Origin of the sequence: Ralstonia edaphi (assembly GCF_958350185.1) — a bacterium.
GTDB lineage: Bacteria > Pseudomonadota > Gammaproteobacteria > Burkholderiales > Burkholderiaceae > Ralstonia > Ralstonia edaphi.
On record NZ_CATWHI010000003.1, the window covers coordinates 877113 to 894848 of the forward strand.

The 17736-nt window shown below is 63.6% G+C and carries 18 protein-coding genes; 16 read left to right on the top strand and 2 right to left on the bottom strand.

Translation table 11 applies throughout. The features are described from left to right. Positions 1–142: 142 nt before the first annotated feature. Positions 143–1039 (bottom strand): LysR family transcriptional regulator CrgA, encoded by an 897-nt coding sequence (gene crgA, locus R2669_RS14585; RefSeq protein WP_316889139.1) that lies wholly within the window; start codon positions 1037–1039, stop codon positions 143–145. A gap of 107 nt (positions 1040–1146) precedes the next feature. Here crgA and R2669_RS14590 point away from each other — a divergent pair, with 107 nt between their 5' ends. After that, positions 1147–1752, top strand: a complete 606-nt coding sequence (locus R2669_RS14590; protein WP_147214304.1) for a short chain dehydrogenase — start codon at positions 1147–1149, stop codon at positions 1750–1752. 155 nt (positions 1753–1907) lie between these two features. Then, on the top strand, positions 1908–3056 hold the full coding sequence (locus R2669_RS14595) for an ABC transporter substrate-binding protein (RefSeq protein WP_316900802.1): 1149 nt from the start codon (positions 1908–1910) through the stop codon (positions 3054–3056). Between the two features lie 78 nt (positions 3057–3134). Here the strand turns inward: R2669_RS14595 and R2669_RS14600 are convergent, their stop codons facing one another. Beyond that, entirely contained in the window at positions 3135–4148 is a 1014-nt protein-coding gene (locus R2669_RS14600; protein WP_316900804.1) for an aldo/keto reductase, read from the bottom strand. Between the two features lie 86 nt (positions 4149–4234). Here R2669_RS14600 and R2669_RS14605 point away from each other — a divergent pair, with 86 nt between their 5' ends. The 14 genes from R2669_RS14605 (at position 4235) to R2669_RS14670 (ending at position 17708) form a co-directional block, all read left to right on the top strand. Next, the gene (locus R2669_RS14605) at positions 4235–5164 is read left to right on the top strand and encodes a LysR family transcriptional regulator (RefSeq protein WP_316900806.1); all 930 of its coding nucleotides are present in this window, start codon (positions 4235–4237) and stop codon (positions 5162–5164) included. Between the two features lie 186 nt (positions 5165–5350). Further along, positions 5351–7300, top strand: a complete 1950-nt coding sequence (gene mnmG, locus R2669_RS14610) for a tRNA uridine-5-carboxymethylaminomethyl(34) synthesis enzyme MnmG (RefSeq protein WP_316900808.1) — start codon at positions 5351–5353, stop codon at positions 7298–7300. Next, complete coding sequence (gene rsmG / locus R2669_RS14615) at positions 7300–7968, top strand: 16S rRNA (guanine(527)-N(7))-methyltransferase RsmG (RefSeq protein ID WP_316900810.1); 669 nt, start codon at positions 7300–7302, stop codon at positions 7966–7968. The genes mnmG and rsmG overlap by 1 nt, the downstream gene beginning before the upstream one ends. A 37-nt stretch (positions 7969–8005) precedes the next feature. After that, the gene (locus tag R2669_RS14620; RefSeq protein ID WP_015855941.1) at positions 8006–8791 is read left to right on the top strand and encodes a ParA family protein; all 786 of its coding nucleotides are present in this window, start codon (positions 8006–8008) and stop codon (positions 8789–8791) included. A gap of 17 nt (positions 8792–8808) precedes the next feature. Continuing rightward, a complete protein-coding gene (locus tag R2669_RS14625; RefSeq protein WP_147214297.1) occupies positions 8809–9720 on the top strand; it encodes a ParB/RepB/Spo0J family partition protein in 912 nt (303 codons plus the stop codon). 350 nt (positions 9721–10070) lie between these two features. After that, on the top strand, positions 10071–10619 hold the full coding sequence (locus R2669_RS14630) for an ATP synthase subunit I (protein ID WP_316889145.1): 549 nt from the start codon (positions 10071–10073) through the stop codon (positions 10617–10619). Between the two features lie 232 nt (positions 10620–10851). After that, positions 10852–11733 carry a F0F1 ATP synthase subunit A gene (gene atpB / locus R2669_RS14635; protein WP_147214295.1) on the top strand — a complete coding sequence of 294 codons (882 nt, stop codon included), beginning with the start codon at positions 10852–10854 and terminating at the stop codon, positions 11731–11733. A gap of 83 nt (positions 11734–11816) precedes the next feature. Then, positions 11817–12083 carry a F0F1 ATP synthase subunit C gene (gene atpE / locus R2669_RS14640; RefSeq protein ID WP_003262709.1) on the top strand — a complete coding sequence of 89 codons (267 nt, stop codon included), beginning with the start codon at positions 11817–11819 and terminating at the stop codon, positions 12081–12083. 106 nt (positions 12084–12189) lie between these two features. Beyond that, positions 12190–12660, top strand: coding sequence for a F0F1 ATP synthase subunit B (locus R2669_RS14645; RefSeq protein WP_009239554.1), 471 nt, complete (start codon positions 12190–12192; stop codon positions 12658–12660). 2 nt (positions 12661–12662) lie between these two features. Further along, positions 12663–13199: a F0F1 ATP synthase subunit delta gene (locus tag R2669_RS14650; protein ID WP_027678847.1), complete on the top strand. Its 537-nt coding sequence runs from the start codon at positions 12663–12665 to the stop codon at positions 13197–13199. Between the two features lie 73 nt (positions 13200–13272). Continuing rightward, positions 13273–14814, top strand: a complete 1542-nt coding sequence (gene atpA / locus R2669_RS14655) for a F0F1 ATP synthase subunit alpha (protein WP_009239556.1) — start codon at positions 13273–13275, stop codon at positions 14812–14814. Positions 14815–14878: 64 nt separating this feature from the next. Continuing rightward, entirely contained in the window at positions 14879–15754 is an 876-nt protein-coding gene (gene atpG, locus R2669_RS14660) for a F0F1 ATP synthase subunit gamma (protein ID WP_027678848.1), read from the top strand. A gap of 42 nt (positions 15755–15796) precedes the next feature. Beyond that, positions 15797–17200 (top strand): F0F1 ATP synthase subunit beta, encoded by a 1404-nt coding sequence (gene atpD / locus R2669_RS14665; RefSeq protein ID WP_037028786.1) that lies wholly within the window; start codon positions 15797–15799, stop codon positions 17198–17200. Between the two features lie 91 nt (positions 17201–17291). Then, entirely contained in the window at positions 17292–17708 is a 417-nt protein-coding gene (locus R2669_RS14670) for a F0F1 ATP synthase subunit epsilon (protein ID WP_027678849.1), read from the top strand. The last annotated feature ends 28 nt before the right edge of the window (positions 17709–17736 follow it).

Below are 17736 nucleotides of genomic sequence, written 5' to 3' on the forward strand. Positions count from 1 at the left end.
CCGTCCTCGCTCGAGACCGTCGCGAGAAGTTGGCCATCCACTGAAACCGAGAGTGCGGGCATAGCGATGTGAGGAGGATCAAACGGATGAGCCTAGCCGATAAGCGGACCTGGCGAGTAACCATGCCTTACGAATTCGTGCGCTAGGCCGGCACGCGTGCCGTGACCTGCTCCAGCAAATGCTCCACAAAACCGGAAAGCTTCGGCAGCGGCCGCCGATCCTGCCGATACACCACATGAATCGGCCGCGGTTCGGGCGCATACGCCTGCAGCACGCGCACGAGTCGGCCGCTGGCGAGGTCTTCGGCGACGAGCACTTCGGGCTGCAGCAGCAGGCCGGCTCCGGCAACCGCTGCCGCGCGCAGGCCATGGCCGTCGTTGCATGTGAAGGCCGGGTCGTCGCGCCAGGGCGTGGCGCCGCTCCAGCCGGCAAGCTGCCACGCATTGCGGTTGTTCCACACCATGTGCGACAGGCAGCGATGCTGCGGCAGGTCGGCCGGCGTTTCCGGTCGGCCGTACCGCGCCAGGTACTCCGGCGACGCACAGATGACCATGCGATACACGCACAGCGGCTTGGCCACCAGATCGGCATCGCCCAGCGGGCCGATGCGGATGGCGAGATCGAACCCCTCGTCGACGAGATCGACCATGCTGTTGCTGAGGTTCAACTCCACGCGCACCTGCGGATGTGCCTGCTGGAACGTCGCGGCCAGTGGCGCAATCACGCACGCGCCGAACGTGGTCGGCGCGCTCACGCGCAGCGTGCCCGAAGGCGACGCGCGCAACCGTTCGACGGAGGTTTCCGCCCAGCGCACCTGTTCCAGCACACGCTTGGCATCTTCGTAGAACACGCGTCCGGCGTCGGTCAGGCTTTGGCGGCGCGTGCTGCGCTGGAGCAGGCGTGCGCCCAGTTGCGTCTCCAGCGCGCTGACATATTTGCCGACCATCACCGCGGACATCTCGAGCCGCGCCGCGGCCTCGGTGAAGTTGCCGCCTTCGACCACGGCAACGAAGGTCTCCATGCTGCGCAGCTTGTCCATATTCCGAACCATTGATTTGGAATGCCCGAAGGTATCACGGCTTTATCGCATGAGGGGTTCGGCCAAGAATAGGCGCCATTCCAACCGGATTTGCGAAGGAGCAGAGCATGAAAATCGTCGTGATTGGCGCCAGCGGCACACTGGGCCGCGCCGTGGTGGCAGAACTGGAGCAGGGCGGGACGCACGAAATCATCCGCGTCGGCCGCACGCAGGGCGAGCATCAAGTCGACATCACCAACGCAGACAGCGTGGCGGCGCTGTTCGACAAGCTTGGCCGCGTCGACGCGATCGTCTCCACCGCGGGTAACCTGTTCTTCGGGCCGTTGACCAAGATGACGGCCGCGGATTTCAACGTTGGCCTGCAGGACAAGCTGCTTGGCCAGGTGCGCCTGGCGCTGGTCGGTCAGCATTATCTGAACGACGGCGGCTCGATCACGCTGACGACCGGCATCGTAGGGCAGGAGCCGATCGCACAAGGCGCCAACGCCACTGCGGTGAACGCGGGCGTGGAGGGCTTTGTGCGCGCCGCCGCGTGCGAGCTGCCGCGCGGCATCCGCATCAACGCTGTAAGCCCGACGGTGCTGACCGAATCCATGGAGGCATATGGCCCGTTCTTCCCGGGCTTCGAGCCGGTCTCGGCAGCGCGCGCGGCGTTGGCGTACCGGCGCAGCGTGGAAGGCGTGCAGAGCGGCCGGGTGTATCGCGTGGGCTGAATCCGCCCAGGTCGTGAACACGTTAAGGTTCGGGGTATCTCCCCCTTGCCCGCGTGGCGTGACTCCTTCTAGACTCGTTCATCCCCGACCCATCGGTCGGTCAATCGCAGATTCAGGGCGGGCGCAGACCCGCTCGACCTATCTCAGGAGACGGCATGAAGGTATCGCGCGCATCCCGCATTGCACTCGCCGCGACGGCGCTGTTGGCCGGTACGGCATTCGCCCAGGTGAAGGTCGGCATCACGGTGTCGGCCACCGGGCCGGCGGCGTCGCTGGGGATTCCCGAGAAGAACACCGTGGCGCTGCTGCCCAAGGAAATCGCCGGCAAGAAGGTCGAGTACATCGTGCTCGACGATGCGTCTGACACGACCACCGCCGTCAAGAACACGCGCAAGCTCATCACCGAAGACAAGGTCGACCTGGTGATCGGTTCGACCGTCACGCCCAACTCGCTGGCGATGGTCGACGTGGTGGCCGAGAACGAAACGCCGATGATCACGCTGGCCGCCTCCGCGCGGATCGTCGAGCCGATGGACGCCAAGCGCACGTGGGTCTTCAAGACGCCGCAGAACGATTCGCACATGGCGACGGCCATTGCCGAGCACATGGCAAACCATGGCGTGAAGACCGTCGCGCTGATCGGCTTTGCCGATGCCTATGGCGATTCGTGGGCGCAGGAGTTCGACAAGGTGGCGGGGCTGCGCAAGCTGAAGGTTGTCGCTAACGAGCGGTTTGCGCGCACCGATACGTCGGTGACAGGCCAGGTGCTGAAGATCATGGCGGCCAATCCGGATGCAGTGCTGATCGCAGGCTCGGGTACGCCGGCCGCGCTGCCGGAACGTGCGCTCAAGGAGCGGGGCTACAAGGGCAAGCTGTATCAGACGCACGGGGTGGCGAACGCCGACTTCCTGCGTGTGTGCGGCAAGGACTGCGAAGGCACCTACCTGCCGGCGGGCCCCATCCTCGTGGCCGAGCAGCTGCCAGACAGCAACCCGGTGAAGAAGCCGGCGCTGGCGTACAAGACGGCATATGAAAAGGCCTACGGCGGGCAGGTTTCCACCTTTGGCGGCCACATGTGGGATGCCGGTTTGTTGCTCACCAATGCGATGCCGGAAGCGCTGAAAAAGGGCCAACCCGGTACGCCGGCGTTCCGCAAGGGATTGCGCGACGCGATGGAGACGACGACCAATCTGGCGATCTCGCACGGCGTGATGAATATGAACGCGAAGGACCACCTTGGTCTCGACCAGCGCTCGCGCGTCATGGTCGAAATCAAGGACGGCAAGTGGAAGCTGCAGAACTGACGACGTAGCCAACGTCATCGGTCCACGCAAAACGCACGGTTCGCGCCGTGCGTTTTGCTTTGTTTAGCGGAGCAAGTTTCAAGCGTTGACGAGGCTTTGTGGCACTGGCGACGCCGTGGTTTCCGGCCGCGCGGCGTCGATTTCCGCGAGATCCGCATCCGTCAGTTTCAGGCTGGCCGCGCCGAGCAGGCCGTCAAGCTGATCCGGCCGTCGCACGCCGACGATGGCGCCCGTCACCACCGGGTTGCGCAGCGTCCACGCGATGGCGACTTCGGCGGGCGTGCGCCCATGCCGGGCGCCGACGCCACGCAGCACCTCCACCAGCGCCAGGTTGCGCGTCAGGTTCGGCTCCTGAAATTCAGGGCTGCGCTGCGCGCGCCAGTCATCGGCGGGCAGCGCGGCGATGCGCTCGCGCGTCATGCGCCCCGACAGCAGTCCCGATTGCAGCGGCGAATAGACGATGTTGCCGATGCCATGCGCCGCCGTGTACGGCAGGATGGACTCCTCGATGCCGCGCATCAGCAGCGAGTAGGGCGGTTGCAGCGAGGCGATCGGCGCGACGGAGCGGGCGCGTTCCATTTGCGCCGCATCGAAATTCGACACGCCGATATGGCGGATCTTGCCGGCACGCTGTGCATCTGCCAGCGCAGCGATGGCGGCTTCGATCGATTGCTCCGGCGCCCCGGGCGGGAAGGCCGGCCAGTGGATCTGGTACAGGTCGATCGCCTCGACGTTCAGGCGGCGCAGGCTCTCGTCGATTTCACGTGAAAGCGATGCTGGGTCGAGCGAATGCGAAATCCGCCCCTGCGCATCCCACACCAGCGAACCCTTGGTGAACACGTACGGGCGGCGGTCTGCGGGCAACGTGCGCAGCGCGCGGCCGACCACCGTTTCCGCGTGGCCCAGCCCATAGGCGGCAGCGGTGTCGATCCAGTTGATGCCGGCGTCCGCAGCGGCGGCGATGGCGGCAATGGAATCGCGGTCGTCCTGCGCGCCCCAGCCATATTCCCAGTTGCCGCCGCCCGTGGCCCACGTGCCGAAGCCGAGTGGAGAGATGTACAGGTCGGATTGACCGAGTTGTCGTGTCTGCATGGCGATGTCCTTGTCAGGTTAGGGAGAGGAGTCGCCAGTCTAGGCAGCGCGGTCACGCGGATTAAGTGGATAGAATCGGATGCACTATGAAGACAGAATTCACAATCGATCCGGACCTGCTGCCCGCGCTCGATGCGCTGCGCCGGGTGGCGGAGGCGGGGAGTTTCACGCAGGCGGCCGCAGCGCTGGATGTTTCGACGTCTGCGCTGTCGCAGACCATCCGGCGGTTGGAGTCCGCGCTCGGCGCGCAATTGTTGGCGCGTACCACGCGGCAGGTCAGTGCCACGGAAGCGGGCGAAGCGTTGCTCGCCGTCGCGCGGCCGAGCCTCGATGCGCTGTACGGGGCCATGGCCGAAGTCGGGGAGCGCGCGACCGAGCCGCGCGGCGCGTTGCGCGTAACGGCCTCGCGCGTCGCGTATCAGGCGGTGCTACGGCCGGTGCTGGGCGATTTTCTCGCGCGCTATCCGCGCATCGAACTGGAGGTCTCGGTGGACGACGGCCTGTCCGCCATCGTCGCCGACCGCTTCGATGTCGGCATCCGCTTCGGCGAGCGTGTCGAGCGCGACATGGTCGGCGTGCCGGTCGGGCCAGCGCGCCGCATCGCGGTGGTCGGCAGTCCAGCGTATCTGCTGGCACACGGCACGCCGGAATCGCCGGACGCCCTGCGTGGCCATCGCTGCATCCGATACCGCTTTCCCAGCAGCGGCGCCTTGTACGACTGGGAGTTTGCCGCACCCAGCGATGGCGCCAATCAGTCAGCGGAGGTGAACGGCGGCTTCATCGCCAATGACGTACTGGCGATGGTCGAGGCGGCGAAGCAGGGCGTGGGTTTGGCGCACGTGCTGGAAGACCTCGTCGCGGAGGATGTGGCGGCTGGCCGCTTGGTTCGGGTGCTCGAAGACTGGTGCCCGCCGATGTATCGCTTCCATCTCTATTTCCCCCGCATGCCGCAGATGCCGGGCAAGCTCCGCGTGTTCATCGATTTTCTGCAGGCACGCTTCGCCAGCCAAATCTGAGTGACCGTCGGCGAAGTGTGTTTCACGTGAAACACAACGCGGCCAACAAGCGCTGCATGTTTCACGTGAAACACGAAAACCAAGTGAATTTCGCCTCGATTGCCGCATGGCCGAACTGCGGTGTAGCCGCGCGACTTATAATTCCGCTTCTCCAAATTTTTGATGCCTCCATGCGAGGAGGAAGCCATGCTGTATCCAATTGAATTCGATGTGATCGTGGTGGGCGGCGGACACGCCGGCACCGAGGCCGCGCTGGCGGCAGCGCGCATGGGGTGTCAGACCCTGCTGCTGACGCACAACATCGAGACGCTGGGGCAGATGAGCTGCAATCCGTCCATCGGGGGCATCGGCAAAGGCCATCTGGTCAAGGAAGTGGACGCCTTGGGCGGGGCCATGGCCATCGCGACGGACGAGGGCGGCATCCAGTTCCGTATCCTCAATTCCAGCAAGGGTCCGGCGGTGCGGGCAACACGGGCCCAGGCAGACCGCGTGCTGTACAAGGCGGCGATCCGCCATCGCCTCGAAAACCAGCCGAACCTGATGTTGTTCCAGCAGGCCGTGGACGACCTGCTTGTTGAAGGGGATCGTGTCGTCGGGGCGGTGACGCAGGTCGGCGTGCAGTTCCGCGCACGCGCTGTCGTGCTGACGGCCGGGACGTTCCTGGATGGGAAGATCCACGTTGGGCTGAATAACTACACGGGCGGGCGGGCGGGCGACCCCGCAGCGGTATCGCTGTCTGCGCGCCTGAAGGAGTTGAAGCTGCCGCAAGGGCGTCTCAAGACCGGAACGCCGCCGCGCATCGATGGTCGCTCCATCGATTTTTCGGTGCTCGAAGAGCAGCCGGGCGATCTTGATCCGGTGCCGGTGTTCTCGTTCATGGGCCGCGCGGACATGCATCCGCGCCAAGTGCCATGCTGGGTGACGCACACTAACGAGCGCACGCACGACATTATTCGCGCCGGGCTGGACCGCTCGCCGATGTACACGGGCGTGATCGAAGGGGTGGGCCCGCGCTACTGCCCCAGCATCGAAGACAAGATCCACCGCTTCGCCAGCAAGGACAGCCACCAGATTTTCCTGGAGCCAGAAGGCCTGACGACGAACGAGTTTTACCCCAACGGCGTGTCGACCAGCCTGCCGTTTGATGTGCAGCTGGACCTGATCCACTCCATGCGGGGGCTGGAAAAGGCCCACATCCTGCGCCCCGGTTACGCCATCGAATACGACTATTTCGATCCGCGCGGCCTCAAGGCGTCGTTGGAATCCAAGGCGATTTCCGGCTTGTTTTTCGCTGGCCAAATCAACGGGACGACCGGTTACGAAGAGGCCGCCGCGCAAGGCCTGCTGGCGGGCATCAACGCCGGCCTGCAAGTGCAGGGCAAGGACGCCTGGACGCCGCGCCGCGACCAAGCCTATCTGGGCGTGCTCGTCGACGATCTCATCACCCGAGGCGTGACCGAGCCGTATCGCATGTTCACCAGCCGCGCTGAATTCCGCCTCAGCCTGCGTGAAGACAATGCCGACATGCGCCTGACCGAAGTGGGCCGCGCACTGGGCGTCGTCGACGATGCGCGCTGGGATGCATTCAACCGGAAGCGCGACGCTGTTTCACGTGAAACAGAACGGCTCAAGTCGACCTGGGTGAATCCGGCCTCGCTTCCGCTGGAAGACGCCGAGCCGGTGCTGGGCAAGGGCATTGAGCGCGAGTACGCCCTGGCCGACTTGCTGCGCCGCCCGAACGTGACGTACGAAACGCTCATGGGCATGCAGGGCGGCAAGTACGCGCTCGAAGCGCCGTTGGCTGAAGACCCGTTGCTGGCCGAGCAGATCCGCGAGCAGGTTGAGATCGGCATCAAGTACCACGGATACATCGCCCGGCAAGCCGATGAAGTCGAGCGCCTCGGCGCCAACGAAAACACGCGTCTGCCGGCCGATTTCGATTATTCGCAGGTGCGCGGCCTGTCGATCGAAGTCCAGCAGAAGCTCGCCAAGCACAAGCCGGAAACCATCGGCCAGGCTTCGCGTATCTCCGGCATCACGCCTGCCGCTGTGTCACTGCTGCTCGTGCACCTGAAGAAGGGCGTGCTGCGAGGCCAAGTCGGCCCGCGCGCCAGTGCAGAAGGCGAGGCCGCTTGATGGCGAATGCACTGACAGACGCCCGGGCAGAGCTGGAAGCGGGCGCCCGCGCGCTCGGCTTGTCGCTGGACGAAGCGCAAATCGATCGTCTGCTGGCGTACCAAGGGCTGCTGGCCAAATGGAACCGCGTCTATAACCTGACCGCCATTCGTGATGCCGGCGACATGCTGACGCATCACCTGCTGGATTCGCTGTCGGCCGTATCGCGCATCGCCGAGCTGGCCCGCTGTGCACAACGCGACGCACCGCGCGTGCTGGACGTCGGTTCGGGCGGAGGCCTGCCGGGCATTCCGCTCGCCATCGCCTTTCCGGATGTCAGCGTCACGATGGTTGACATCGTGCAGAAAAAGACCGCCTTCCTGACGCAGTGCCGCGCGGAGCTTGGCCTGACCAACGCTCAGTCGCATTGGGGCCATGTGGAAAAGCTGACCGATGCCACCGGCTACGGCGTCATCACCTCGCGCGCCTTTGCCGAACTGGTCGATTTCGTGAATCTGGCCGGGCATCTGCTGGCCCCGGGTGGCCGCATGGTCGCCATGAAGGGCGTGCGCCCGGATGCGGAAATCGAACGCCTGCCCGCCGGCTGGACCGTCGAAGCCATCGAGCGCCTGACCGTGCCGGGGTTGCCGGCCGAGCGTCACCTGGTCATCCTCGCGCCGTCGGCGTGAGCGAACGTTGTAGCGAGCCATTCACCGCAGAGGAGTCATGTCGAATATTTTCGTGATCGCCAACCAGAAGGGCGGGGTCGGCAAGACCACCACCACGGTGAATCTCGCGGCCGGGCTGGCCGCGCAAGGGCAGCGCGTGCTGCTGGTCGACCTCGACCCGCAGGGCAATGCCTCGATGGGCTCCGGCATCGATAAGCACACGCTGGAATTCAGCGTCTACCAAGTTCTTGTCGGGCTCGCGACGATTCCGCAGGCGCGTCAGCGCTCGGAGGCTGGGCGCTACGACGTCCTGCCCGCCAACCGCGACCTGGCTGGCGCCGAAGTCGAACTGGTCGATCTGGAACATCGTGAAAACCGCCTCAAGCTTGCGCTCGCCGAGGTGGAGGCCGACTACGACTTTGTCCTCATCGACTGCCCGCCGTCGCTGTCGCTGCTGACGCTCAACGGCCTGTGCGCCGCACATGGCGTGGTCGTGCCGATGCAGTGTGAGTACTTCGCGCTCGAAGGCCTCTCGGATCTGGTCAACACCATCAAGCAGGTGCACGCCAACCTGAACCGCGATCTCAAGGTGATCGGTTTGTTACGTGTGATGTTCGACCCGCGCGTGACGCTGCAGCAGCAGGTGTCGGCGCAGCTCGAATCGCACTTCGGCGACAAGGTGTTCAAGACAGTCATCCCGCGCAACGTGCGTCTGGCCGAGGCGCCGTCGTACGGCATGCCGGGCGTGGCGTTTGACGTGGCATCGAAGGGCGCCAAGGCCTACCTGGATTTCGGCGCAGAGATGATCGCGCGCGTGCGGCAGATGGCCGACATGCCGGCCTGAGCAGCAAGAGGAACAACATGAGCACGATGAAGAAAAAGGGACTGGGCCGCGGCCTCGAAGCGCTGCTCGGCAGCCCGGCCGAGATTGTCGAAGCCGCCAAGCAGGAGGGCGCGCCGACGGTCCTCAAGCTGGAGCAGATGCAGCCCGGCAAATATCAGCCGCGCACGCGCATGGACGAAGGCGCGCTACAGGAGCTTGCGGCGAGCATCCGCGCCCAAGGCCTGATGCAGCCGATTCTCGTGCGCAAGGTCGAATCCGACGGCGCGAAACCGAAGTACGAAATCATCGCCGGTGAGCGCCGCTTCCGCGCCTCGCGCCTCGCCGGCCTGACCGAAGTGCCCGTCCTGGTGAAGGACGTGCCGGATGAATCGGCCGCCGCCATGGCGCTGATCGAAAACATCCAGCGCGAAGATCTCAACCCGCTAGAAGAAGCGCAGGGCATCGCGCGCCTGGTGCGTGAATTCCAGTTCACGCACGAGCAGGCGGCGGAATCGGTCGGGCGTTCGCGCAGCGCGGTCTCGAACCTGCTGCGCCTGTTGAATCTCGCCCAGCCCGTGCAGACCATGCTGATGGCCGGCGACCTCGACATGGGCCACGCCCGCGCGCTGCTCGCCGTCGATGGTGCTACCCAGATCACATTGGCGAACCAGATCGTCAACAAGCGCCTGTCCGTGCGTGAGACGGAAAAGCTGGTGGCATCGACGCTCAAGCCGTTCGAGCTGAAATCGCTCAAGCAAAAGGGCGGTCACCAGGGCGGCCGCGACGTCGCGCGGCTGGAAGAGGAGTTGGCCGACCAATTGGGGCTGGGTGTGCAGATCAAGCTGGCGGCAAAAGGCCGTGGGCAGTTGACCGTGCAGTTCAGCAGTCTCGACGAATTCGACGGCCTGCTGGCTCGCCTGCGTCCTGACGGCGCTGAAGAGGCTGCCTGAGAATCGCTGCGACAGTTTGACGCACGCGCCGTAGGCGTCGTCATTGCGCCATTTGCGGGCGCCATCCCGGCACGGAATTGGTGCAATTACCTCGCGCGTCATCGACGCGGCATTCCGCCAACACCATCATGGAATCAACGGGGCGCCGCTCCTTCAGGCGGATTCGGCGCCCCGGCAGCAGCACAGCATTGCGCGCGCCGTACGGAACGCGGCCACGCGGAGTGCTGTCGAAGGCGCCCGCACGAGCATTCGCTTGCGCGTTGACTGGCGAACGCCATGTCCCGTAAAATCGTGCGGTTTTAAATCCGCCTGACCCAAAGCGGTGCGGCATGATGAAAGCGCATTCTTCCATGCAGCCAGCCGACCGGCAACGGCCCGATTCTTACGCTTCGTTGAAGGCCGCCCGACCCGAATCGGCGCAGGATCCGAAGCACGACAATTGGGACGATGAGGAGAAGGCGGAGCCGCCGGTGCATGTGCTCTCACATGACGAAGCGGTTGCTCTGTTCGGCGAGCAGGCTCTGCAGGCCTCGCGTATCACGCCCTTTTCCATCGTGCTCGGCCAGGTGGCCATCACACTAGTGTGTGCGCTCGGGTGGTATGTCGGCAGTTGGTTCGCGGGCACGGGCGCTGCGTCAGCCGGCAAGGCTGCGCTGTCTGCCCTGCTGGGCGGCGGCGTGTGCGTGGTGCCTTCGGCATGGTTCGCGATGCGGCTGTCGACGGCCAAGGGGTTCGAATCCATCGCCCGCCTGGTGGTGGGTGAAGCGATCAAGGTGCTCGGCACGGTCGCGTTGCTGGTGATCGTGGTGGTCGTCTTCAAGGGCCTGCATTGGCCGCCCTTGCTGATTACCCTGATCCTGGCGCTCAAGATGTATTGGGTCGGTCTCGCGCTGCGATAGTGCGTTGAATCGGCTCCCGCCCACCGCGACATGGCGGGCACACAGGGTGTGTTGGCAGGCGGCAGGAACCTGAGGCAGGAGAAGCCCCGGTTCATTGCGCTGACACTCCGCAAGAATAAGGTGGCGCGTTTCAGCAGCGTGCAGTCCGCGATCTCCGGGGGAAACCTGGTTGTATCGGGCGCGAGTCGGAACGGGTCACGAAGAATGTTTCGCAATATTGGACTGAATCATCATGGCAACTGAAGTCGCAGAAGCCGCCGGCCACGCCGCCGAGCACGCTCTCACGCCTTCCGCGTATATCGCGGAGCATTTGCAGAATTTCAATAGCATCGGCGGCAAGCAGGCCTCCGTGGTCGACTTCTCCGTCATCAACTGGGACACGATGTTCTGGTCCGTGTTGATGGGCGTGATCGGCATCATCGTCCTCGGCATTGCCGCACGCCGCGTTACCGCCGGCGTCCCGGGCCGCTTCCAGGCGTTCGTTGAACTCGTCGTCGAGATGGTCGACGACCAAGCCAAGGGCATCATCCACGGCGATCGTTCCTGGATCGCTCCGCTGGCGCTGATGGTCTTCGTGTGGGTCACGCTGATGAATGCGGTCGACCTGATCCCGGTGGACTGGGTGACCGGCGTCAACCACCTCCTCGGTACCTTCGGTGTGCACGTGCCGCACCACCGCGCAGTGGCCACGGCTGACCTGAACGGCACGTTCGGCATGTCGTTCGCCGTGCTGATCCTGATGCTCTATTACAGCTTCAAGATCAAGGGCGCGGGCGGCTTTGCGCACGAGTTGCTGTCGGCACCGTTCGGCGCCAAGTGGTACCTCGCGCCGTTCAACCTGATCCTCAACATCATCGAATTCCTCGCCAAGGCTGTGTCGCTGGGCATGCGGTTGTTCGGCAACATGTACGCGGGCGAACTGGTGTTCCTGCTGATCGCGCTGCTTGGCTCGGTCTGGACGTTCGGTGCCGACACGTCGGCGCTGGGTTTCGTGGGTCACGTGGTGGCTGGCGCAGTGTGGGCGATCTTCCACATCCTGATCGTGCTGCTGCAAGCCTTCATCTTCATGATGCTGACGCTGGTGTACATCGGCCAGGCACATGAGCACCACTAAGTAGTTGCGGTTCAGGTTCTCCGGTTCCGTTTGATTTTTCCAAGTTCTCAAGTTCTTAGTCTTTCACGTAAAAGGGAGTCATCATGCAAGCATTTCTCGCCAACATCCAAGGTCTGACCGCCATCGGTATCGGCATCATCATCGGCCTGGGTGCTATCGGCGCCTGCCTCGGCATCGCACTGATGGGCGGCAAGTACATCGAAGCCTGCGCACGTCAGCCTGAACTGATGAACCCGCTGCAAACGAAGATGTTCCTGCTGGCTGGCCTGATCGACGCGGCATTCCTGATCGGTGTTGGTGTGGCCATGCTGTTCGCGTTCGCCAACCCGCTGCTGTCGGTCATCAAGTAATTCTTTTCGGTCTGCATGATGCCGGAGGCGGCCTGGGTGAACGCTGCGCGTGACCCTCGCCGCTTCGTGCATTGATCCGTAGTCTCAATACCGAAAGGAACACACCATGAACCTGAACGCCACACTCGTCGCGCAGATGGTCGTGTTCTTCATCCTGTGGTGGGTTGTTGCCAAATTCATTTGGCCGCCCCTGGTGAAGGCGCTCGACGAACGCGCGAAGAAAATCGCCGATGGCCTGGCCGCTGCCGATAAGGGCAAGGCTGAGCTGGAGCTGGCCAACAAGCGGGTCGAGCAGGCACTGACCGAAGCGCGCAATGAAGGCGCGCAACGCATCGCGGACGCTGAAAAGCGCGCCCAGATGAGCGCCGAAGAGATCAAGCAAAACGCCCAAGCCGAAGCCGCGCGCATCATCGCGCAAGCCAAGGCCGAAGCCGAGCAGCAAACCGTGCGCGCGCGTGAATCGCTGCGCGACCAGGTTGCCACGCTGGCCGTCAAGGGTGCCGAGCAGATCCTCAAGCGTGAAGTCAATGCGCAGGTCCACGCCGATCTGCTCAATCAACTCAAGGCTGAGCTGTAATCATGGCAGAACTCGCAACCGTTGCCCGTCCGTACGCAGAGGCGCTGTTCCGCGTGGCGAAGGCCGGCAATCTGGGTGCATGGTCTGAGCTTGTGTCGGAAATGGGGCAAATTGCCGCCGTGCCTGACATGAAGGCAATCGCCGATGATCCGAAGCTCTCCAAAGCCGATGTGGCGGGGATCTTCCTGTCGGCGCTGAAATCTCCGGTTTCGCATGAGGCGAAGGAACTGGTTGGCCTGCTGGTGGCCAACAAGCGCCTGTCGCTGCTGCCGGAAATTGCCGCGCAATTCCATGTGCTGCGGAATGCCAGCGAAGGCGCCGCCGACGTCGAGATCACCAGTGCGTTCCCGCTTGAGGGCGCGCCCCTGACCGAACTGGTCGCCACGCTCGAACGTAAGTTCGGCAAGAAGCTGCAGGCTCACGTGAGCGTCGATCCTTCGTTGATCGGCGGCGTGCGTGTGCAGATTGGCGACGAAGTGCTCGACACCTCGGTGCGCGCGCGCCTGACGCAGATGCAGTCTGCGCTGACCGCCGCGTAATGCTGTTTCGCGAGGCGCCGATGCAATCGACGATATCGCGCCCGCAGACAGATTGAAGAATTAGGAGCATTCGATGCAACTGAACCCCTCCGAGATCAGCGACCTGATCAAGACCCGTATCGAGGGCTTGAAGGCTGGCGCTGACGCAAAGAACACCGGCACGGTCATCTCCGTGACGGACGGTATCTGCCGCATTCATGGCCTGTCGGGCGTGATGCAAGGCGAAATGCTGGAATTCCCGGGCAACACGTTCGGCCTCGCGCTGAACCTCGAGCGCGACTCCGTCGGCGCTGTGGTGCTGGGTGAGTACGAGCACATTTCCGAAGGCGACGAAGTCAAGTGCACGGGCCGCATTCTGGAAGTGCCGGTTGGCCCGGAACTGCTGGGCCGCGTGGTCAACGCACTGGGCCAGCCGATCGACGGCAAGGGCCCGATCAACGCCAAGAAGACGGACGTGATCGAAAAGGTCGCTCCGGGCGTGATCGCACGTCAGTCGGTGAGCCAGCCGGTGCAGACCGGCCTGAAGTCGATCGACGCAATGGTGCCGATCGGCCGTGGTCAGCGTGAGCTGATCATTGGCGACCGCCAGACCGGCAAGACCGCTGTTGCAGTCGACGCCATCATCAACCAGAAGGGCAAGGGCATCTTCTGCGTGTACGTGGCAATCGGCCAGAAGGCTTCGACGATCGCCAACGTGGTGCGCAAGCTCGAAGAGCACGGCGCGCTGGAATACACGATCGTGGTGGCTGCTGCCGCTTCGGACTCCGCTGCCATGCAGTACCTGTCGGCCTACGCCGGCTGCACGATGGGCGAATACTTCCGCGACCGCGGCGAAGACGCCCTGATCGTGTATGACGATCTGACCAAGCAAGCTTGGGCGTACCGTCAGGTTTCGCTGCTGCTGCGCCGCCCGCCTGGCCGTGAAGCTTACCCGGGTGACGTGTTCTACCTGCACTCGCGTCTGCTGGAGCGCGCTGCACGTGTGAACGCCGACCACATCGAAAAGATCACCAACGGTGAAGTCAAGGGCAAGACCGGTTCGCTGACCGCACTGCCAGTGATCGAAACGCAGGCCGGCGACGTGTCCGCGTTCGTGCCGACCAACGTGATCTCGATTACCGACGGCCAGATCTTCCTGGAAACCGACCTGTTCAACGCCGGTGTGCGTCCCGCAATCAACGCCGGTATTTCGGTGTCGCGTGTGGGTGGTGCTGCTCAGACCAAGGTCATCAAGAAGCTGTCGGGCGGTATCCGTACCGACTTGGCTCAGTATCGTGAACTGGCTGCGTTCGCGCAGTTTGCTTCCGACCTGGACGAAGCGACCCGCAAGCAGCTCGAGCGCGGCCGCCGCGTGACCGAACTGCTCAAGCAGCCGCAATACCAGCCGCTGCAAGTGTGGCAGCTGGCCGCGTCGCTGTACGCAGCCAACAACGGCTTCCTCGACAACGTGGACGTGAAGGACATCCTGGCTTTCGAAAAGGGCCTGCACGACACGCTGAAGACGAAGTACGCCGATCTCATCAACCGCATCGAAGATACGAAGGATCTGTCGAAGGAAGATGAGGCCGCCCTGCGTGCCGCGATCGAGGATTTCAAGAAGTCCGCCGCGTTCTAACCGCGTCATTCCCGAAACTGGTCACGCGTAGCCTGCGTGACCAGGTTTGAACGGAGAGGAAGAAATGGCCGGAACAAAAGAAATCCGCACCAAGATCAAGAGCGTGCAAAACACGCGCAAGATCACCAAGGCGATGGAAATGGTCGCCGCATCCAAGATGCGCAAGGCGCAGGAACGGATGCGTGCTGCCCGCCCGTACGCCGAGAAGATCCGCAACGTGGCTGCGCACATGGCACTGGCCAATCCGGAGTACAAGCACCCGTTCATGGTTGCGCGCGACATCAAGCGTGCCGGCCTGATCGTGGTGACGACGGACAAGGGCCTGTGCGGTGGCTTGAACACCAACGTGCTGCGTGCCGTCACCACCCAACTGCGCGATCTGCAGAACAAGGGCGTCGAGACGCAAACCACCGCCATCGGTACCAAGGGCATGCAGTTCCTGGGCCGCGTCGGTGCCAAGGTCGTCTCGAACGTCGTGCATCTGGGCGACACGCCGCATCTGGAAAAGCTGATCGGCGCGATCAAGGTGCAGCTGGACGCGTTCAACGCTGGTCAGATCGATGCCGTGTACCTGGCGTACACCCGCTTCATCAACACGATGAAGCAGGAGCCGGTGGTCGAGCAGCTGCTGCCGCTGACCGCCGACAAGCTCGCGCAGACCGACGCCGAGAAGCAGGCCTACTCGTGGGATTACATCTACGAGCCGGACGCGCAAACGGTGGTCGACGAGCTGCTGATCCGCTACGTCGAGGCGCTGGTGTACCAGGCGGTGGCCGAGAACATGGCGTCCGAGCAATCGGCCCGGATGGTGGCGATGAAGGCGGCTTCGGACAACGCGAAGAACGTGATCGGCGAACTGCAACTGGTCTACAACAAGACCCGTCAGGCAGCGATCACGAAGGAACTGTCCGAGATCGTCAGCGGCGCAGCTGCAGTCTGATAGCCACGGCAAAGAATCAAGTTATTGGAGATACAAATGAGTATCGCAAACGGAAATATCGTGCAGTGCATCGGCGCCGTGGTGGACATTCAGTTCCCGCGCGACGCGATGCCGAAGGTCTACGACGCGCTGGTGCTGGACGACAGCAACGACGCTTCGTTCGCCGAGAAGGGCCTGACCTTCGAAGTGCAACAACAGCTGGGCGACGGCGTGGTGCGTACCATTGCGCTGGGTTCGTCCGACGGTTTGCGTCGCGGCATGCGCGTGGCGACCACCGGTGCGCCGATCTCGGTGCCGGTCGGTCACGGCACGCTGGGCCGCATCATGGACGTGCTGGGTCGCCCGATCGACGAAGCTGGTCCGATCGCGTCCGACGAGAAGCGCGCCATTCACCAGAAGGCTCCGAAGTTCGACGAACTGTCGCCGTCGGTGGACCTGCTGGAAACCGGCATCAAGGTGATCGACCTGGTCTGCCCGTTCGCCAAGGGCGGTAAGGTGGGTCTGTTCGGTGGCGCCGGCGTCGGCAAGACCGTGAACATGATGGAGCTGATCAACAACATCGCGAAGCAGCACTCGGGCTTGTCGGTGTTTGCTGGCGTGGGCGAGCGTACCCGTGAGGGCAACGACTTCTACCACGAAATGAAGGACTCCAACGTGCTCGACAAGGTGGCCATGGTGTTCGGCCAGATGAACGAGCCGCCGGGCAACCGTCTGCGCGTGGCGCTGACCGGCCTGACGATGGCCGAGCGCTTCCGCGACGAAGGCCGTGACATCCTGTTCTTCGTCGACAACATCTACCGCTACACGCTGGCCGGTACCGAAGTGTCGGCACTGCTGGGCCGTATGCCTTCCGCCGTGGGCTATCAGCCGACGCTGGCTGAAGAAATGGGCAAGCTGCAGGAACGTATTACGTCGACCAAGACCGGCTCGATCACGTCGATCCAGGCCGTGTACGTGCCTGCCGATGACTTGACCGACCCGTCGCCGGCAACGACCTTCCTGCACCTGGACTCGACCGTTGTGCTGTCGCGTGACATCGCTGCACTGGGTATCTACCCCGCAGTGGATCCGCTCGACTCGACGTCGCGCCAGCTCGACCCGCAAGTGGTCGGCCAGGAGCACTACGAAGTCGCCGACCGCGTGAAGAAGACGCTGCAGCGCTACAAGGAACTGCGCGACATCATCGCGATTCTGGGCATGGACGAACTGTCGCCGGAAGACAAGCTGGCTGTGGGCCGCGCCCGTAAGATTCAGCGTTTCCTGTCGCAGCCGTTCCACGTTGCAGAAGTGTTCACGGGTTCGCCGGGCAAGTACGTGCCGCTGAAGGAAACCATCCGCGGCTTCAAGATGCTGGTGGACGGCGAGTGCGATCACCTGCCGGAACAGGCGTTCTACATGGTCGGCTCGATCGACGAAGCCTTCGAGAAGGCCAAGAAGCTCCAGTAAGAGCAACGTCTGGCACCGTGCGTAAGCCGGCGCCAGTACTGGCTTCCTGAAGCCCCTTCAGGGAGCCGCTTTTCTGAGCAAAGGAATCGAGATGGCAACCATTCATGTAGACGTCGTCAGCGCCGAGCACGAGATCTTCTCCGGCAATGCCAAGTTCGTGGCGCTGCCTGGTGAAGCCGGCGAGCTGGGCATTCTGCCCGGCCACACGCCGCTGATCACGCGCATCAAGCCGGGCGCCGTGCGCATCGAGAAGGAAGATGGCGGCGAAGAGTTCGTGTTCGTTGCCGGTGGCATTCTCGAAGTGCAGCCGAAGAAGGTGACCGTGCTGGCCGATACCGCAATCCGCGGTCACGACCTGGACGAAGCCAAGGCGAACGAAGCCAAGCGTGCGGCCGAAGAGGCGCTGCAGAACCAGAGCAGCGATCTGGATCTAGCCCGTGCGCAGAGTGAACTGGCCGTGGCCGCTGCGCAGCTTGCAGCGATCGCGCGCCTGCGTCGCAAGCGCTAAGGCAAGTGTGTACCGGCTGGTGTCATCG

What these genes read in the sequence shown, in the direction of transcription:
- R2669_RS14625 (WP_147214297.1), top strand. Translation starts at nt 8,809, where the DNA reads ATGAGCACGATGAAGAAAAAGGGACTGGGCCGCGGCCTCGAAGCGCTG.
- atpB (WP_147214295.1), top strand. Translation starts at nt 10,852, where the DNA reads ATGGCAACTGAAGTCGCAGAAGCCGCCGGCCACGCCGCCGAGCACGCT.
- crgA (WP_316889139.1), bottom strand. Translation starts at nt 1,039, where the DNA reads ATGGACAAGCTGCGCAGCATGGAGACCTTCGTTGCCGTGGTCGAAGGC.
- atpG (WP_027678848.1), top strand. Translation starts at nt 14,879, where the DNA reads ATGGCCGGAACAAAAGAAATCCGCACCAAGATCAAGAGCGTGCAAAAC.
- atpA (WP_009239556.1), top strand. Translation starts at nt 13,273, where the DNA reads ATGCAACTGAACCCCTCCGAGATCAGCGACCTGATCAAGACCCGTATC.
- R2669_RS14630 (WP_316889145.1), top strand. Translation starts at nt 10,071, where the DNA reads ATGCAGCCAGCCGACCGGCAACGGCCCGATTCTTACGCTTCGTTGAAG.
- mnmG (WP_316900808.1), top strand. Translation starts at nt 5,351, where the DNA reads ATGCTGTATCCAATTGAATTCGATGTGATCGTGGTGGGCGGCGGACAC.
- R2669_RS14645 (WP_009239554.1), top strand. Translation starts at nt 12,190, where the DNA reads ATGAACCTGAACGCCACACTCGTCGCGCAGATGGTCGTGTTCTTCATC.
- R2669_RS14595 (WP_316900802.1), top strand. Translation starts at nt 1,908, where the DNA reads ATGAAGGTATCGCGCGCATCCCGCATTGCACTCGCCGCGACGGCGCTG.
- rsmG (WP_316900810.1), top strand. Translation starts at nt 7,300, where the DNA reads ATGGCGAATGCACTGACAGACGCCCGGGCAGAGCTGGAAGCGGGCGCC.
- R2669_RS14670 (WP_027678849.1), top strand. Translation starts at nt 17,292, where the DNA reads ATGGCAACCATTCATGTAGACGTCGTCAGCGCCGAGCACGAGATCTTC.
- R2669_RS14650 (WP_027678847.1), top strand. Translation starts at nt 12,663, where the DNA reads ATGGCAGAACTCGCAACCGTTGCCCGTCCGTACGCAGAGGCGCTGTTC.
- R2669_RS14605 (WP_316900806.1), top strand. Translation starts at nt 4,235, where the DNA reads ATGAAGACAGAATTCACAATCGATCCGGACCTGCTGCCCGCGCTCGAT.
- R2669_RS14600 (WP_316900804.1), bottom strand. Translation starts at nt 4,148, where the DNA reads ATGCAGACACGACAACTCGGTCAATCCGACCTGTACATCTCTCCACTC.
- R2669_RS14620 (WP_015855941.1), top strand. Translation starts at nt 8,006, where the DNA reads ATGTCGAATATTTTCGTGATCGCCAACCAGAAGGGCGGGGTCGGCAAG.
- atpE (WP_003262709.1), top strand. Translation starts at nt 11,817, where the DNA reads ATGCAAGCATTTCTCGCCAACATCCAAGGTCTGACCGCCATCGGTATC.
- R2669_RS14590 (WP_147214304.1), top strand. Translation starts at nt 1,147, where the DNA reads ATGAAAATCGTCGTGATTGGCGCCAGCGGCACACTGGGCCGCGCCGTG.